General features: G+C 39.0%; 17 protein-coding genes. 15 read left to right on the top strand and 2 right to left on the bottom strand.

Annotated elements, in window-relative coordinates; translation table 11 throughout:
* Positions 1 to 160: 160 nt before the first annotated feature.
* Positions 161 to 1663 carry an outer membrane protein assembly factor BamB family protein gene (locus AC0VX7_RS22100; protein ID WP_475425941.1) on the bottom strand — a complete coding sequence of 501 codons (1503 nt, stop codon included), beginning with the start codon at positions 1661 to 1663 and terminating at the stop codon, positions 161 to 163.
* Between the two features lie 914 nt (positions 1664 to 2577).
* On the opposite strand from AC0VX7_RS22100, the gene AC0VX7_RS22095 reads away from it, so the two are divergent.
* The 15 genes from AC0VX7_RS22095 (at position 2578) to AC0VX7_RS22025 (ending at position 16055) form a co-directional block, all read left to right on the top strand.
* Entirely contained in the window at positions 2578 to 3261 is a 684-nt protein-coding gene (locus AC0VX7_RS22095) for a GntR family transcriptional regulator (protein WP_475425940.1), read from the top strand.
* Positions 3262 to 3286: 25 nt separating this feature from the next.
* Entirely contained in the window at positions 3287 to 4090 is an 804-nt protein-coding gene (locus tag AC0VX7_RS22090; protein WP_475425939.1) for a fumarylacetoacetate hydrolase family protein, read from the top strand.
* Between the two features lie 27 nt (positions 4091 to 4117).
* Positions 4118 to 5161, top strand: a complete 1044-nt coding sequence (locus AC0VX7_RS22085; RefSeq protein ID WP_475425938.1) for an Ldh family oxidoreductase — start codon at positions 4118 to 4120, stop codon at positions 5159 to 5161.
* Positions 5162 to 5192: 31 nt separating this feature from the next.
* On the top strand, positions 5193 to 6284 hold the full coding sequence (locus AC0VX7_RS22080) for an amidohydrolase family protein (RefSeq protein ID WP_475425937.1): 1092 nt from the start codon (positions 5193 to 5195) through the stop codon (positions 6282 to 6284).
* 34 nt (positions 6285 to 6318) lie between these two features.
* The gene (locus AC0VX7_RS22075; RefSeq protein WP_475425936.1) at positions 6319 to 6672 is read left to right on the top strand and encodes a Rieske (2Fe-2S) protein; all 354 of its coding nucleotides are present in this window, start codon (positions 6319 to 6321) and stop codon (positions 6670 to 6672) included.
* A gap of 74 nt (positions 6673 to 6746) precedes the next feature.
* The gene (locus tag AC0VX7_RS22070; RefSeq protein ID WP_475425935.1) at positions 6747 to 7517 is read left to right on the top strand and encodes an SDR family NAD(P)-dependent oxidoreductase; all 771 of its coding nucleotides are present in this window, start codon (positions 6747 to 6749) and stop codon (positions 7515 to 7517) included.
* Between the two features lie 100 nt (positions 7518 to 7617).
* On the top strand, positions 7618 to 7830 hold the full coding sequence (locus AC0VX7_RS22065; RefSeq protein ID WP_475425934.1) for a hypothetical protein: 213 nt from the start codon (positions 7618 to 7620) through the stop codon (positions 7828 to 7830).
* A 6-nt stretch (positions 7831 to 7836) separates the two neighbouring features.
* Entirely contained in the window at positions 7837 to 8571 is a 735-nt protein-coding gene (locus tag AC0VX7_RS22060) for a phosphoglycerate dehydrogenase (RefSeq protein ID WP_475428222.1), read from the top strand.
* A 20-nt stretch (positions 8572 to 8591) separates the two neighbouring features.
* The gene (locus AC0VX7_RS22055; protein ID WP_475425933.1) at positions 8592 to 9740 is read left to right on the top strand and encodes a M20 family metallopeptidase; all 1149 of its coding nucleotides are present in this window, start codon (positions 8592 to 8594) and stop codon (positions 9738 to 9740) included.
* A gap of 5 nt (positions 9741 to 9745) precedes the next feature.
* A complete protein-coding gene (locus AC0VX7_RS22050; RefSeq protein ID WP_475425932.1) occupies positions 9746 to 10174 on the top strand; it encodes a tripartite tricarboxylate transporter TctB family protein in 429 nt (142 codons plus the stop codon).
* Positions 10175 to 10194: 20 nt separating this feature from the next.
* Positions 10195 to 11703, top strand: coding sequence for a tripartite tricarboxylate transporter permease (locus tag AC0VX7_RS22045; protein ID WP_475425931.1), 1509 nt, complete (start codon positions 10195 to 10197; stop codon positions 11701 to 11703).
* A gap of 46 nt (positions 11704 to 11749) precedes the next feature.
* A complete protein-coding gene (locus AC0VX7_RS22040; RefSeq protein ID WP_475425930.1) occupies positions 11750 to 12745 on the top strand; it encodes a Bug family tripartite tricarboxylate transporter substrate binding protein in 996 nt (331 codons plus the stop codon).
* Positions 12746 to 12834: 89 nt separating this feature from the next.
* The gene (nfsA, locus tag AC0VX7_RS22035) at positions 12835 to 13572 is read left to right on the top strand and encodes an oxygen-insensitive NADPH nitroreductase (RefSeq protein ID WP_475425929.1); all 738 of its coding nucleotides are present in this window, start codon (positions 12835 to 12837) and stop codon (positions 13570 to 13572) included.
* Between the two features lie 73 nt (positions 13573 to 13645).
* Positions 13646 to 15061 (top strand): hypothetical protein, encoded by a 1416-nt coding sequence (locus tag AC0VX7_RS22030; protein WP_475425928.1) that lies wholly within the window; start codon positions 13646 to 13648, stop codon positions 15059 to 15061.
* 421 nt (positions 15062 to 15482) lie between these two features.
* Positions 15483 to 16055 carry a hypothetical protein gene (locus tag AC0VX7_RS22025; protein ID WP_475425927.1) on the top strand — a complete coding sequence of 191 codons (573 nt, stop codon included), beginning with the start codon at positions 15483 to 15485 and terminating at the stop codon, positions 16053 to 16055.
* A 238-nt stretch (positions 16056 to 16293) separates the two neighbouring features.
* Here the strand turns inward: AC0VX7_RS22025 and AC0VX7_RS22020 are convergent, their stop codons facing one another.
* Positions 16294 to 16728, bottom strand: a complete 435-nt coding sequence (locus AC0VX7_RS22020; RefSeq protein WP_475425926.1) for a hypothetical protein — start codon at positions 16726 to 16728, stop codon at positions 16294 to 16296.
* Positions 16729 to 16761: the final 33 nt, after the last annotated feature.

Here is a 16761-nt window from a genome sequence, read left to right as displayed (position 1 = left end):
AGTCTAAAAGATAGTTTTACCCAAGGAATAAGTGCCTGTTTTATCTGAAAGATCAATCTCCTATATTCCTGAGTTTAAGCTAAAAGCAGGTAAGAATTATAAAATTTGAAAAACACCAAGTTATTCAGTGTTAACAGAACAACTTGGTGTTTTCTTATATTTATTTTCTAAGTTTTTTAATAACAAAGATGGTTATTCCCAGGAAGATTATGAGAGCTATGATTGGAACGATATATACTAAAAAGATAAATGAATATATACTTTTCTTTGTCTGCTCATTGACATTAGGATGCTCAGGAGTACTATCATTTTCACCAATGATCTCATTAGTAGGTAAAACATAGACATTTGAATTTTGGCTCCCCACAATTAAATGGTCATTCATAAGGACAGGTCCAGAGGGCGACAGCTTTCCGCCTAAATATTTCTTTCCTAGTAACTCACCATTTTCCACATTAAAAGCATAAACCAGACCTTTGGTATCTGTAAAATATACTACTCCTTTATCTGCTACTGGTGGTACCTTGTTTACATTACTTTTATAGGCCCAAAGCTTTTCTCCTGTTTTAGCATCATAGGAATAAAAAGTTTCGTTAATTGGGCTCCCAACGAATATTTTTCCTTCATATACAATAGGTGCACCAGATTTGTTATTGGAAACCATAGGACCAATACCGAGACTATCTTTCCAAACAACTTCTCCAGATTTAATATCCATAGCATAGATTACATGATTCGGTAATGACAGAGGAGGTTTGTTAATGAAGTCTCCTATTGCAAGTTTAATCATTTGTTTATAGGCTTGGATTGTTCCTTTTCTTTCGTATACTTCTCTCACACTTAATATTTTATCAGTTCGTTCTAGTGCTGTTGTTATTACTAAATTTTCAAAAATAGCCGGTGGTACATCATCTAAGCCCGCATATACATTATTAAATTCAGTCTCCCATAATATTTGCTTAGTAGTTAAATCAATCCCAAAGAAACTGTATGGATGGGGAAGACCGCCACCAACATATAATATTCCATCCTTTATGTTAGGTGAAGACATGCTAACTACATGACCTAATTTTAATTTCCATTTTTCCGTACCACTTTTGGGGTCAACAGCATATAGATGCTTATCACCTGTAGTTATAAAAACAGTACCATCATAATACGCAGGGGTTGGCATTACTTCACCTTTTGTTTCAAAAGTCCATAAAATCTCTCCTGATTTAGGATCTAGACTCATCAGCCCACTTTTCCCTGTACCTCTCGTCCCATCTTCTTGATAGAAACGATTTCCGAAACCAACAAATAATTGATTGTTTACATATATAATTTCAGAATGAATCCAATTGGGTGCTTTTGTTTGCCAGTTCATTTTTTTATTAATTAAATTATAAGAGTATATGTCTCCAGAATTATGATTTCCTATGAAAACATTATTTCCAACAACAACTGGAGTTGAACGAACTTCATCACTGGTATTAATAATATCTTTTAATATAGAATCGAACTCACTGTGGTAAACTGGATTATTCTCAGGGTTCAATCTGTATTGGCTCCATTCTGAAGGACCGAAATCATCAGCAAATACAGGTAAAACACTAACCATGGTACCAAATACCATAAGGCATAATAAAAGAAAAAGCTTATGTATTCTAGAAAAAATCTTCATTATTTCCCTCCTGACTTATGAAGAGAAGCGTGGGGACGTACCTTTTGCTTCTTTCGCCTTACGAAATTTCTGAGAAAAGGTCGATTCCTGTAAGAACCAACATAGTGATTAGACTATAACAATCAATTTTCAATTACAACAAATGAAGCGTGGGGACGTACCTTTTGCTTCTTTCGTCTTACGTGATTTCTAATAAAATGGACGATTTCTAGGTATTTGTGGATGTCAAAATAGTTTGCTGACGGTTAGGTTGTCCTGGTATTGATGGTTTTATTACTATATGAAACCATCCATGATATATGCTGATGCAAGCAAGCAGATTCTTGGTATAGAGATAAAGCTTTTTAATTTAAGGCCATCAACTAAGATTGATGAGGAAGGACGAAGTATGTCTATACTCAAAACAATCCATTGGTAAATACCATAGAAGAAATTACTTTCGCAATGGAAGAATTAAATAGATCAAAGCTACAGCCTCCAATTTGACTGTTGGTTTTTAGCTAAACAATATTCTCATTTTATAATTAAGAGTTTCTCTGTTTGATTTGCGTTTTTGTTTCTGCAGTTATATATCAAATGAGACAATGAGATACAGGAATGAGACACATGAGTCCCTATGTCTCAAACGGGACAATCGGAAGGTTTTCACGAAAAAAGGCACGTTGAGCGGTGTTTATTAGCTCATCGTGCCTTTTAATTTTTGGTTCTTATTCCAATCTATTTTTATTTTGCATAACTGTAGAAACTTCACGTTTTTACCGTTACCTATATTAGCTATACAATTGGGCAATGCAAATGTATCTTTTTAATTTAAATAATATTCTAAATATTCACTGTTGACTGAATAAATGTTAATGTGTATCATATATCATATATCATATATGATTTGAATTTTAAGGAGCGGCGAGTCTCGTATGTACAGAACAAAAAAAGAAATGATTTATCAAACGCTTAAAGAAGAAATACTTAATGGTCAATACGAATTTGGTGAAAAGCTTGTTATCAGTCGTCTAGCTATTAGATTCGAAAGTAGTGAAATTCCAGTTAGGGAAGCGATTAGTCAATTGGATTCTGATAAGCTGATCGAGTTTAAACCTCATGTTGGTGCGGTTGTCAGCACGTTATCGTCTAAGGATATTCAGGAGATTTTTGAATTGCGGGTAGAATTGGAAGGGCTTGCAACCCGATTGGCAGTAGAAGGTTTGAAGGAAGACCACTTAGTGGAGTTGAGGGAGATTTTAGACGATTCAGTTGTGGCATTCGGAGAGAAGGACTACAGCGAATATGAATCCTTGAATGTTAAGTTCCACAATAAGATTTACTCTGCTTGTAATAACCAGCTATTGATCCGAACGATTGACGACCTTTGGGCAAACACTAAACGCTACCCATCGTTATTCAAAGGGAATGACGAACACATTCAGGCGTCAGTTGAAGAGCATGAGTTGATTTACAATGCATTGTTGGAGAAAGATAGTATGCTTGCCGAAAGCTATATGATTAAGCATAAGACAAGGGCTGGAAGAGAAATCCTCAGGCGCAATCAAAGAGATTACTATGACAAGATCAATAGTCTTATCCCAAATCACAGTAGATGATTTACTTCTTAAGGAGGAAGGTTAAATGAGGTATTTACGTTTTGTTAAAAATGGTCAGAATTTATTTGGAGTGTTAGAGGGAGAAAGTATTAGACAACTAGATTCAGACTTTCTGAATGAATCAGCAAAGTTTACAGGAGAGGTATTCCAGCTCTCGGACGTGAAACTGCTTCCACCAGTAAATCCAGGTCAAGTTATTGCCATTGGCCTGAATTATGCACTCCATGCGGAAGAAAGCGGAAAAGCAATTCCTGATGAACCAATGATTTTTATGGTTTCTCCAACGGCTATCGTACCGGATGGAGAGGAAATTATTCTGCCTAATCTTGACCACCGAATTGACTATGAAGCAGAACTGGCTGTCGTAATCGGCAAGCAGGCAAAGGGTGTTAAAAAAGAAGAAGCACTGGATTATGTGTTCGGCTATACTGCCTGCAATGATGTGTCAGATCGTAATTTGCAAAAGAAGGATGGACAATTTACGAGAGCTAAGTCATTTGCCACCTTTAAACCGCTAGGTCCTGTAATTGAAACAGAATTAAATCCAAATAATGTTGAAATTAAATTAACGGTAAACGGTGAAGTTAGACAGCATTCAAATACTGATGACTTAATCCACGATATAGAATCTCTTATTGTGAAAGTTTCTGATGTTATGACATTGAATCCAGGTGACATTATCATAACTGGTACACCATCTGGAGTTGGACCGCTTAAGCCTGAGGATGAGGTAGTGCTTGAGATTGAAGGAATTGGAAAGTTAAGAAATAAAGTTGTGGATGGAACAAAAGAAGCAGGCCTTCAGGCAGAGGAGACTCATTCAGCGTAAAGAAATCATTTGGCAAAGGGGATCAAAATGAATATCAATCCAGAAAAGGTAAGGCATTTTTCCAATCAATTATTAATGAGTGTGGATGTACCTCAAGAAGAGGAAGAAATCATTACTGAAGTTTTACTGGAAGCAGATTTAAGAGAGATACATAGCCATGGTTTTTTAAGGCTTCCCATCTATATAGAGCGGATCCAAAAAGGGATGATTACTAATAAGGTTGATATAAACGTAGAGCAGGAAAACCCTGTACTGGCTCTTCTGGACGGAAATTATGGGGCTGGGCAAGTTGTTGCATACAAAGCTATGGAAAAATCGATTGAAAAGGCAGAAGAATCCGGTATTGGATTAGTCGCTGTTAAAAATAGCAACCATTTTGGAATCACGGCTTATTATTCTTTGATGGCGGCTAAGAAAGATAAAATTGGGATTGTCATCAGCAATGTTTCACCGCTAATGCCTGCGATTGGGGGAGCAGAAAAGGTAATCGGCAATAACCCGATTTCAATTGCAGCACCATCTGCTGAGGGAGATCCTATCGTTTTGGATATGGCGTTAAGCAATACTGCTTTTGGCAAAGTTTTGTTTGCAAAAGAAAAGAATCAGTCAATCCCTGAAGGCTGGGGTGTAGATGCCAAGGGCTTACCTACTACTGATCCGGATGATGTCATAAATGGTGGTTTCCTTTCTCCTGTTGGCGGGCCAAAAGGCTTTGGTTTAGCACTTATGGCAGAGATTTTAACTGGAGTTCTTTCCGGCGGGCATTTTTCGAAAATGATTCCTTCAATGTACGATTTGAACCAGAAACAATCTATTTCGCATTTCATGCTGACAATTGATATCAAACAGCTGGTCCCTTTAGAGATTTACTATAGCGGGATAAAACAACTCGTTTCTTACATTAAAAACTCGAAAAAAGCAGCTGGAACGGACCAAATATACCTGCCCGGTGAAATAGAGTTTTTGAAGGAGAAGAAGAATTTGGAGGCTGGAGTTCCAATGGAGGAGCAAACCTTCCATAACTTAAATGAATTAGCTAAGAATCTTGGAGTTGAAGGACTTAACGTATAGAGTCGATGAAATTTTTATAAGGAGGAAGAGGATGACAATGAATGATACAGTATTGTCTCAGCAAAACACCAAAGAAGAGACTAAGTTTAAAGTCATTGATACAGACGTCCATCATGATATAGCATCTGTACAGGATTTGGTTCCCTATTTATCAGATCATTGGAAGCGTTATATCACAGAATACAATTGGAAGCCGATTAAAACTACTCCTTTCCACCAAGTCCGCAGCGGTACGAAATATAGAGGAGATTCATTCGGTGAAAATAAAAAACCGCCAGGATCCGATTTTGACCTATTAAAAAAGCAACTGTTGGATGACCACGAAATTACCTATGCTGTTCTTGGCGGATGGTTTCATGAAGCGACTGTTGCCACAGGCTGGTTTGAGTTTGCGGCAGCGAGAGCATCTGCTTACAATGACTATACAATTGAACAATGGCTTAATAAGGATAAACGATTACTGGGTTCAATAACGATTCCGGCTGATCCGACAGCAGCTGTCCGTGAAATTGAGCGAGTCGGCTCGCATCCGCAAATGGTACAGGTCATGTTGTCCATCGGGAACTTTGCCTGGGGAGATCCTTACTATCATCCAATCTTTGAAGCTGCTAATCGCCATGGGCTGGCAATTGGTATGCATTTGTCAGCAGATATTAATTTCCAGGGCGGAGATTTCCTCAGGTACTATGTTGCTTGGCGTGCCGCACATCCTCAAGCCTATATGACACAAGTCATCAGCCTTATTACAAATGGAGTTTTTGATAAATATCCAGATTTGAAGGTTGCTCTTATTGAGGGTGGGTTTGAATGGGTTCCATTTATGATGAATAGGATGGATGCAGCTTATAAGGGACTCAGACAGGAAACGCCTTGGGTCAAGCGTATGCCAAGCGATTATTTCCGGGATAACATGAGATTCAGTACCCAGCCATGGCATGATATTTCTGCCAAGCATTTCTTAGATATCATTGACATGATGGGGACGGATAAAATGCTGATGTTCTCAACTGATTATCCGCATTGGGATTTCGATGCCCCAAAACGTACATTGCCTCCTAAGATTTCTGATGATTTAAAAAATAAAATACTTTATGAAAATGCTAGAGAGTTATATAAGCTGTAGTGTTGACAATTCATTTTAAAAGGAGGGAGTCTCTTTGAAATATACCGTTTGTAAAGCAGAGGAATTAAAGACAGGACAAATGAAAGCCTTTACAGTTGAAAGGAAATCCATTGTTGTCATTCGGTCACAGGATGGTGAAATATACGCACTGCGAAATGTTTGCCCGCATAAAGGACCTGCCCTTTCTGACGGTTCGCTTGATGGAACGTGTATGGCATCAGAACCTGGCGAGTACAACTTGGAAAAAGTCGGAGAAGTGATCAAGTGTCCTTGGCACAATTGGGAATTTGACATTAAAACCGGATGCTCACTGTTTGATCCAGAAAATGTGCGCGTTAAAACCTTTGAGGTCCTAGAGGAAGAAGGAACTGTTTTTGTCCAGGTTTAATAAATACCACCTATCACTATTAAAGTGTCAGAAGGTGCAATGCTCTCTATTAACAGGCTGGAAGAGGTGATTACATGGGGAAACTAGACGGCAAAGTAGCCCTAGTAACTGGTTCTGCCGGTGGACTAGGATTGCAGATTGCTATTCATCTAGCGGAAGAAGGGGCGAAAATCATCCTGAACGACGTGAATGAAACGCTAGTGAAGGAATCAGCATCAAAATTGGAAGCGGAATACGAAGTTGGTTACGTTGTTGGCGATGTCTCCAATAAGGCTGACGTCACGAGGATGTTTGCTCAAATTATTGATGCATTCGGCAAAATTGATGTTTTGGTAAATAATGCAGGAGGAAGCCTGCACACCCCTCGTGTTCTTGAGGAAATCGAAGAAGAGCACTGGGATAAGGTGCTCGGTGTGAATTTAAAGGGTACTTTCCTGACCTCACAGGCTTTTGTCAAGTACACGAAAGAACGCGGCGGTGGGAAAATCATCAATATGTCGTCCATTGGTGGAAGAACAGCCAGTTTAATTACAGGTGTAGCTTATGCAGCAGCCAAAGGAGGAGTCATCAACTTTTCAAGGAGGCTGGCAAAAGAAGTAGGGGAGTTTGGAATCAATGTTAACGTCATAGCCCCTGGATTAATCATAAGTGGAGAACGAATGCATCACTTATTTTATGAAGAAAACTCAGAGGAACAAAGGAAACAAACTTTATCGGAAATCCCGTTAAAAACTCTGGGGGAAAAGGAAGATATCGCTAAGGCCGCTGTTTTTCTTGCTTCAGATGACTCACGCTATATGACTGGTGCTGTACTTGACGTCAATGGCGGAAGGTTCATGGGATAACAATGGGAGCGCGAAAGTCTAATCAGTTATAACTATTTCGAACGTGCTTATAATTTTTCCGCTAGACTTTTGCCTAAAGCCGACCAGGGAGGTAGTAATATTGTTTAAAGTCGTATCTTCATCCCCTACATTTGGATTGTATTCAAAGGATCCGATTGACCTACTCAAATCAAAAGGATGCCAGGTTCAGATTCTGCCAAAAGATATTACTTCAAATGAAGAGGAATTCGCAAAAGCTCTTTCAGATGCTGATGCCTTAGTTGTAGGAGTAGAAAATATTACCCAAGAAGTCTTAAAGTATGCGACAAAATGAAAGGTCATTGCTAAACATGGGGCAGGAGTGGACAATATTGATCTTAATGAGGCAGCAAAGAGAGGTATTCTTGTGGCTAATGCCCCTGGTGCTAACAAGCATGCTGTAGCGGAGCTGGTATTTGGTTTATTCCTTTCAATTGCCCGGCAGATTCCCTTTTCTGTTCAAGAAGTAAAAGAGAAAAAGTGGCCTCGTGTTGTAGGCAATGAAATATTTCAAAAGACTCTTGGTGTTATTGGCACTGGAAGGATTGGAAAGGAAGTCATCCGTCGCGCGCAGGGCTTTAATATGAAGGTGCTCTGTTATGATGTCTACCAGGATAAACAGCTTGAACAGCAAGGCATAGGAAAATATGTAACTATTCATGAATTGCTGAAGCAGTCTGACTTTATAACTATTCATACAGATTTAAACCAAGGGACCAAAGCAATGATCGGAGAGAAAGAACTTTCTTACATGAAGAATAACGCTTTCCTTGTTAATACCGCACGCGGGGGAATTATTGATGAGAATGCCTTGTATCAAGCTCTCAAGGCAGGGTTAATAAAAGGTGCGGCAATGGATGTATTTGAAACAGAACCATTGCTTGATTCCCCATTGCTAGAGCTGCCAAATTTCATCGCAACTCCTCATATGGCTGGATATACTGAAGAAGCATTAAGAGAGGTTGGAATGCTGACAGCCAAAAATGTCATAGACGTGCTGGAAGGCAAGCGGGCTGATTATCTTGTTACCTCATAAATAATATAGAGGAGAATTGGATGTTAGATATTTCAAAACGTCTAAAAGAAAAACAAAAAGAATCCTTACGCTTGTTAAAGGAGTTTGTCGAGAGAGAGTCATTTTCCCATGACAAAGATGGAATTGATGAATTAGGTGCTCATCTTAAAAAGATATTTTCGAAATATCCAATCACAGCAGAAAGCTTGATAGAAGAGCATTATGGAAATCATCTGCGGTTTCAGCGTGGTACCGGTGAAAAGCAAATCTTATTGCTAAGTCATCTAGATACCGTATATCCCAAAGGATCAATCAAGAAAATGCCCTTTCGAATAGAAGGCAACAAGGTTAAAGGGCCGGGAGTCATTGATATTAAGGCGAGCTATGTCATGGTTTATCATCTTTTTGAACTCTTGCAAGATATCAATCTGAGAGACTATCAAATCGTTTGGCTATTAACATCAGATGAAGAGATTGGTAGCCCTGCTGGCAGGGATGTAGTGAAAAAGGAAGCGGCAAAAAGCAGAGTAGTCCTTGTCCTTGAGCCAGCAACCGATGCCGGAGCTGTAAAAACATCAAGAAAAGGCGGAGGGAAATATACGATTGAAGTCAAGGGAATCTCTGCGCATGCAGGACTTAATCCGCAGGATGGAGCTAATGCGATAGAAGAACTGGCCTTTCAAATCACCAATATTGTCACCCTGGCGGACCATTCAAAGGGAACAACCATTAATACAGGTGAAATAAAGGGCGGTAACTTATTCAATGTAGTACCTGAATTTTCCAGAGCTGAAATTGATGTACGGGTCTCGGAATCAAGTGAAGTCCAAAGAATCCAGCAGGCCTTCGGCAACCTAAAAGCCCGAAACCCACGTACTAAACTCAATGTTTCGGGTTCTGTTTATCGGCCTCCTCTTATAAAAACGGAAATTACTGATCAACTTCTTCAAATAGTACAAAGGAAAGCGGATATTCTTGGCTTTTCTATTGATGAAGCAATGGTCGGCGGTGGGAGTGATGGGAACTATGCGGCTGAGACAGGAGTTCCCGTCCTTGATGGTCTAGGAGCTTATGGTGGAGGTGCACATTCTCCTGAAGAGTTTTTGTGGATTGACTCGCTGGCAGAAAGAACAGCCCTTCTATACTGTTTAATTGTTGAACTGATTAATATGGATACGACGTGGAGGTGACTTTGATGAAAAAAGAAGGACTAGTCAATTTAATTATGCTAATTTTAAGCATTTTCATGCTCTATATGGTGAATCAATTACCGGAGCCGAATGCTACACAAGAGTTGGGTCCTGGATTCTATCCAAAGCTGATTTTATATACGATCATATTCTTTAATGTTCTGCAGCTGTTACTATTGTTTTTTTCAAAATCGAAGGCCTCGAGTGACAACTCCGATTTTCAGCTAGGCCGATTTATAACAATGATTTCCATTATGACGGGTTACGTTCTGAGTCTCTCTTATATTGACTATAAAATTGGAACATTTTTATTGATTTTCTCACTTATGCTATTGCTCGGAGTAAAAAGCTATAAGCTGCTACTCTCAGTTTCAGCCATTTCTGTCGGTACGATTTTTCTGCTCTTTGAGATACTTCTCAATGTTCATATCTAACAAGAAAGGAGGTATGTTAAATGGAACAAGTGCTAGCACAAGTATTCGAAGTGCAAACTTTGCTTCTGGTGTTTGCTGGTGTTTTCCTGGGAGTTGTATTTAGTGCCATTCCAGGTTTAACGGCAACCATGGGGATAGCCTTATTGATTCCTTATACATTCAGTTTGCCTCAGGTCCCTGCTATAAGTATGCTGCTTGGTATTTATATTGGGGGAATGTATGGAGGATCCATTACAGCTATCCTGATTCGAACGCCGGGAACGCCTTCAGCCGCAGCTACCCTTTTAGATGGGTATCCGATGGCCGCAAAGGGACAAGCAGGGAAGGCGCTAAATTATGCTACTATAGGTTCATTTGTTGGCGGCATCTTAAGCTGCATCGTTCTAATACTGATTGCGCCCCAGCTCGCCGCTTTTGGTTTGAAATTTGGTCCTGCTGAATTTTTCGCCCTGGCAGTGTTTGGCTTAAGTATTGTCGGTACAATATCAGGTAAAAACGTTGTAAAGGGCTTGATGATAGCTGCTGTAGGTCTTATGATCGCAACGGTCGGAATGGATCCGATTGGTGGTGTAGCCCGGTTTACATTCGGTAGTGTGAACTTGACTAGTGGAGTTTCCTTCATTCCTGCTTTAATTGGTCTTTTCGCCGTTTCACAGGTCATTAAGGAAATAGAGGAAAAAGCTACAGAAGGGCTTAAGAAGAAAATTAAATATAAGCGTGAACGTATTTCGCTAAGAGAAACGTTCTCTTATTGGAAAGAATTCCTTCGTGCTTCTGCTATCGGTACTTTTATAGGAATCATCCCTGGTACCGGGACATCCATTGCAACATTTTTAAGTTATAACGAATCTAAGCGTTTTGCTAAGCCTGAAAGACGTAAGGAATATGGAACTGGGATTCCTGAAGGGGTTATTGCTACAGAAACTTCAAACAACGCGGTAACTGGTGGAGCTCTTATCCCTCTTCTTACACTAGGTATTCCTGGTGATGTGGTAACAGCTGTTATCCTAGGGGGACTATTGATTCAAGGTGTAACACCAGGCCCATTATTGTTCCAAAATAACGGTCCGCTGGTTTATAGCTTGTTCATTACATTAATTATTGCGAACATATTCATGCTGTTAATCGGGCTATTTGCTGTCAGGTTTGTAGGGAAAATAGTCGATGTTCCGAAGAATATATTACTACCAATTGTTGTAACTCTATGTTTCATTGGCAGCTACTCTCTATCCAATAACCTATTCGATGTCTGGATAGCACTAGTCTTTGGCGTAATTGGTTACTTACTTGAGAAATTCAATTATCCACTGCCGCCGCTTATTCTTGGGATTATTCTGGGGCCTATCATTGAGTCAAATCTACGAAGGACAATTATCGAATCAAGTGGGGATCTTACCGTTTTGTTTACAAGACCAATATCTGCAGTCTTTTTAGGAATAGCAATTGTGAGCTTTATTTATCCTCTGATCAAGGACTTTTGGAGAAGAACTAAAGGTAAAGACAGTTTGGAAGAAGATATTCCTGCTTAAGATTTAATGATTCACCAATAAGATAACATTTAAGGGGGAGAAATTGATGAAATTAGTATTTAAAAAATTAGCTGTTGTCGGATTTGCAGCCTTGCTCGCTGCAGGATGTTCAAAAAGTGATGTAACTAATAATGGGGAGGCTGCTGCAAGTTTTCCTGAGCGTGATATCGAGATCATCGTTCCCTATGCACCAGGAGGTACGACTGATACCGCATCCAGAGCCCTTTCATCAGTTATTTCCGAATATCTTCCGAACGACTACAATGTAACAGTTGTCAATAAAGAAGGCGGAGCTGGCGTTATTGGTACAACAGAGGTATTTAATGCAAAACCGGATGGCTATAAAATCGGCATGACAACGGTAGGGCCAATGACAATTAAACCGCATACAGACAAAACAGCCTATTCACCAGAAACAGTAAAACCAATCATTCAAGTAGTTGCAACCCCTAACGTCTTAGTCGTAAAGAAAGATGCACCATGGAAAACCTATGAAGAGTGGTTTGAATATGTGAAAGCTAATCCTAGCAAGTTTACTTATTCAACAACTGGTGCGGGTTTAACACAGCATATTACGATGGAAGCTTTTTCTGCAAAGACTGGCGCCAAGTTAAAGCACGTTCCTTATGAAGGAGGAGCACCAGCGCTAGCAGCATTGCTGGGTGGACACGTACAGGGTGCTGTTATTCAGACCGTAGAAGCAATGCCCCAAATTGAATCAGGTGAAATTCGTGCTCTCGTGAATACAGGGTCGTTTAAATCGTCTGGATTAGAAGATGTTCCATTATTAACGGAAAAAGGGGTCGATGTTGCTTCTGACGTTTGGACAGGGCTTATCGCACCGCCAGATACCCCGGAAGATGTCATAAATGTACTGCATGACTCTTTTAAGAAAGCATTAGAAGATCAAAAAGTTATCGATACATTTGCTAAGCTTGGAGTTCAGCCAAGCTATGCTGGTCCAGAAGAGTTCGCTAAGATTATGAAGAAAGACTATGATCTTAATAAAGAGGTCTTAAAGGCTGCGGGAATCATCAAGTAATCAAAGGACCAACTGAAGGAGAAAGAGCTGCTGTAGCTTTTTCTCCTTCTCATGTATGTAGGGTTAACCTAGAGTAGGGAGGCGGCGTTATGAATTTTTTATTGGATGTTATGGAAAATCACCGATCCGTTCGAAATTTTAGAGATAAAGATATATCTTCTGATCTTATGAATCAGATTTTTGAAGTCAGCCAATGGGCATCAACTTCTAATCACTTACAAGCTTATTCAGTCATCGTTATAAGAGAAAAGGATAGAAAGAAGTCTCTATCAGAATTGAGTGGTCATCAAGCCCATATTGCTGAATGTCCTGTCTTTTTGGTCTTTTGTGCAGATTTAAACCGTATTAAGCTAAGCCATGAATTTGAAAAAAAGTCTATGAATCTTAATCTTGTCGAACCTCTTTTAGTTGCCACTGTGGATACGGCATTATTTGGGCAAAACGTCCTCCTTGCTGCAGAGTCGCTCGGCTTGGGTGGTGTATTTATAGGTGGTATACGTAATAATCCTCAAAAAGTGTGCGATCTATTAAACATACCTGAACATGTTTTCCCGTTATTCGGGATGTGCCTTGGATACCCTGAAAAGGTCAATGAGCAAAAGCCTAGAATGCCATTAAGTGCTGTGGTTCATACAGAACAATATGACAATGTAAAATTAGCAGGATTAATTCAGGAATACAATGATACGATGAAACATTATTATGAGAATAGAACATCAGCAAAGCGAAGTCAGACATGGACTAATTATGTTTCGGAGTTATACAAGGAGCCTAGAAGAGTTCATATGGCTGAGTTTTTAAAAGATAAGAAATTCGGCTTTAATTAAAAATTAATGATAATAACAACTCACATAGATGGGAACCAACTTAATAATGTGGTGCGTATGGAAAGGAGTTACCGTGAAAGGACAATCGTCTGTTTCTGCCCAACACCAAGCCCGTATTTCAATAAAGAGTGGAGATAAGGTACAAGGCATTCTCATTGGTTTTCTCGCCATCGGTTTTATCCTTCTTCAATTGCTCCCGGTTACAGAGGTAGAGTGGTTCGTAAGCTTTATCGCACTTGCCGTTATAATATTGGTAATGCCGAGGATAAGGGGAACCACGCTTGTGATTAGTGTGTTTCTAATGTTTGCAGCTGTTTCACTAATGGTTTATCATCATGTCCCGGCGCACGAGTGGATTAAATCCCTGCGGATAAATATAACTCTTGTGGCTATATTTCTAGTAGTGCCTTTGCTTGGAATACCTGTAAAAACAGGCGGATATGTTGAAGCGTTAAAAATCGTTTTATATAAAAAAATGAATGAACCATACTTTTTTTATCTTGGGACAACTTTTTTGACCCATCTTCTTGGTGTAGTTTTAAATATAGGATCAGTTTCAATCGTTAACCAATTAACGGCTGCTTCTAATATAAAAGCTCCCCGCCTTGTAGCAAATGCGATAAATCGAGGATTTGTGACGAGCATTTTTTGGTCTCCTTACTTCTCTGCCATGGCTCTAATCTTAAGCCAGTTGCCTATCAAATGGTCGTCGATTGTATTTTATTCAATTGGGCTTTCAATAATAGGGATTTTGGTTAGTTTGATAATCGACCGGAAACAAATTAAGACTAGCTTTCCGGATGAACAAGGAGAAAGGGGACTAAACCATGACAGAGAGACCCTGCTTCAAGCGAAGAAGAAGGTATTTGAGCTTTTTACATATTTAATTGTTATAACAGCTGCTGTGTTATTTCTTGAATTTATGACTGGATACTCTATCGTCTTAATGATCTGCTTAGTCTCTTTGGCTTTTCCGCTACTTTGGTGTGTTTTGTCAGGGAAGGGAACCCTATATTTTCAAGAATTAAGGCAACATGTCTATATTGGAATCCCTCGAATGAGAAAAGAAATCGTACTATTTTTAATAGCAGGCTTCTTTAGCGGCGCTTTTATCCACGCTGACTTAAGTACCTCTTTAATTAATTTCATTCAAAATGTATTTGGATCCTTTCATCTAGGAACAGCGTACTTTCTTTCATTCATTGTTTTTATTACTGCATTGATTGGAATTCATCCAATTGTAGTGGTAACCATTTTTGTAACCAGTTTAACACCTGGATTAATTGGATTCAGCCCAGAATATTTTGCGGTACTGCTTTTAGCCAGCTGGGGAATCACAAATCCAGTAGCTCCTGCTACAGCAGTAAATAATCTATTAGCCAATTTATTAAAGGTAGATCTCATTGAACTCTCAATTCGGTGGAACTTAAAATATGTAATCATTATGATTTTGATAATACCAATATATTTAGGATTTGTAGGATTATAGAAAGAAGAAGCATCGGGACATCCCCAAGTGGAAGTAAGGGGGGTGAACCTATGCTTCTTCTTGTATTTAATTTTATTCTGTTTTTATTTCACTGCACCTCGATCTCCAAGCTGCTGGAGAAGCAGGTGGATGTAACCTGATCTGATGGTGAAGATCGAACAAATACATCCATTTGCAACAAGAAAAGAAAGATTGCGTGTTGTCTGTGGTTTGGGCGTTAATTTGTTGCAAGACATAAGAAGCGTCACCATGTTCCATATTTAATAAAATGTGATTAGAGCAGCTCTTGCTTTATGTATGGAGAAGCAAGACGTTCAGAGTCATATCGCCTAGCATGAAAAATTAAAGATATATGAATTAGATTGAAGAGTTTATAATTGATAATGACTTATAGAACAATTTATAAGAAAAGGTGAGTATGATGGGTAAAAGATTAGTAGGATTGGTAGTGGGAGTAGCTTTGGTAACAGCAAGTTCGACTTGGGTTATTGCTGGTAATGACGGAAAGGGATTGCCCGATATGGTAATGGAACAGCAAATTGCAATAAATAATTTGCAGGCGGAATTGGAAAAAGCAAACGAGAAAATTGCCTCATTAGAAGGTCAGAATGGTCAAAGCCAAGATTTAAGTTCATTAAATGAAAGAGTAAATCTAATTGAAGAGTACTTGAAGGAATACAATGGTGTAACACCTGATTACTACATGAGCGATCAAAAAGCTCTAGAAATTAAGCAGGGTGTTGCAAGTGAAATTAAACGAGTTATCCAGTCAGACGAAGCTTTTAAGGATCTGACATTGGAGTCAGTCAATCTCGATCGAAATAAGTATGGCAACTATACAGTTCGTATCGAACTAACCGGTGATCTTGATGTCGATAGTCATAATATTGGCTGGTATGTAAATATAGAGGAGTTTATTTATCTCGAGGATTTAAATAATAAGCGATTATTCTATTCTATTAATTTGAATGGTAATAAAATTTATGAAGGGTAGTTTAATCGTTAAACGAGAGACGCGGTTCTCGTTTCTTCTTTGGGAGTCAAAGTGAAAGTAGAAGTGTGAGGGATGTGGACCTTGCACTTCTTCTTTTTTTGAGTTTAGTTATTGCTCCTTCATTCAGTAAAATAGTTAACCAGAAAAGAAAGGTGCTGCATCCAGAGAAAAAAATCACCGCCCGATTCAGGAAATCTAGAAAGTGTCGAAATTTTAGCAGTTGAGAGGACTGTATTTTTTAGTTTATTAATGAATTGATATCTATACTTTCTTTTTCTAAGAAGTATTCCATTTCCATAGACATGTACAGCAGGCAGACCGTAAAATCGGATACTTCAAGCCATGGTTCGTGATCCTTCAACAATTGGAAGCTCCACAGTGAGGGTTTAAACCCGCTATAAGACGGTGCTATGTTATTTTCGAACAATGCCACCGTTTCTCCTGTAAGTTTGCCGCTAAATATAACTCCTTCATCCATCCCAGGCGCTGCATTAATCTCAATGTCTTTCAAAAGTTTGAATTCTTTCAATCCCCCCATTAAAGGGTTATATGCGTCATATTCTCCGTCAGGAAATGTAATGGTAAACTGGTCACAATTAACTAAGGCAAACTGAAAGATTTTTTCCCATTCTTTTGTTGATGAGATATTTTGTATGACAATTGATTTCATCATTTTATTGACTCCTCTTATTTCAGCAGGTTTTCA

This window comes from Mesobacillus sp. QJM3NY_10 (assembly GCF_056173465.1).
Note: the sequence above shows the minus strand (reverse complement) of the source record. Positions and strands in the feature narration are given on the sequence as shown.

Bases quoted from the DNA above. Each gene is read 5' to 3' on its own strand.
- AC0VX7_RS22020 (WP_475425926.1), bottom strand. From the start codon at position 16,728: ATGATGAAATCAATTGTCATACAAAATATCTCATCAACAAAAGAATGG.
- AC0VX7_RS22070 (WP_475425935.1), top strand. From the start codon at position 6,747: ATGGGGAAACTAGACGGCAAAGTAGCCCTAGTAACTGGTTCTGCCGGT.
- AC0VX7_RS22040 (WP_475425930.1), top strand. From the start codon at position 11,750: ATGAAATTAGTATTTAAAAAATTAGCTGTTGTCGGATTTGCAGCCTTG.
- AC0VX7_RS22090 (WP_475425939.1), top strand. From the start codon at position 3,287: ATGAGGTATTTACGTTTTGTTAAAAATGGTCAGAATTTATTTGGAGTG.
- AC0VX7_RS22095 (WP_475425940.1), top strand. From the start codon at position 2,578: ATGTACAGAACAAAAAAAGAAATGATTTATCAAACGCTTAAAGAAGAA.
- AC0VX7_RS22100 (WP_475425941.1), bottom strand. From the start codon at position 1,663: ATGAAGATTTTTTCTAGAATACATAAGCTTTTTCTTTTATTATGCCTT.
- nfsA (WP_475425929.1), top strand. From the start codon at position 12,835: ATGAATTTTTTATTGGATGTTATGGAAAATCACCGATCCGTTCGAAAT.
- AC0VX7_RS22025 (WP_475425927.1), top strand. From the start codon at position 15,483: ATGGGTAAAAGATTAGTAGGATTGGTAGTGGGAGTAGCTTTGGTAACA.
- AC0VX7_RS22080 (WP_475425937.1), top strand. From the start codon at position 5,193: ATGACAATGAATGATACAGTATTGTCTCAGCAAAACACCAAAGAAGAG.
- AC0VX7_RS22055 (WP_475425933.1), top strand. From the start codon at position 8,592: ATGTTAGATATTTCAAAACGTCTAAAAGAAAAACAAAAAGAATCCTTA.
- AC0VX7_RS22085 (WP_475425938.1), top strand. From the start codon at position 4,118: ATGAATATCAATCCAGAAAAGGTAAGGCATTTTTCCAATCAATTATTA.
- AC0VX7_RS22050 (WP_475425932.1), top strand. From the start codon at position 9,746: ATGAAAAAAGAAGGACTAGTCAATTTAATTATGCTAATTTTAAGCATT.
- AC0VX7_RS22045 (WP_475425931.1), top strand. From the start codon at position 10,195: ATGGAACAAGTGCTAGCACAAGTATTCGAAGTGCAAACTTTGCTTCTG.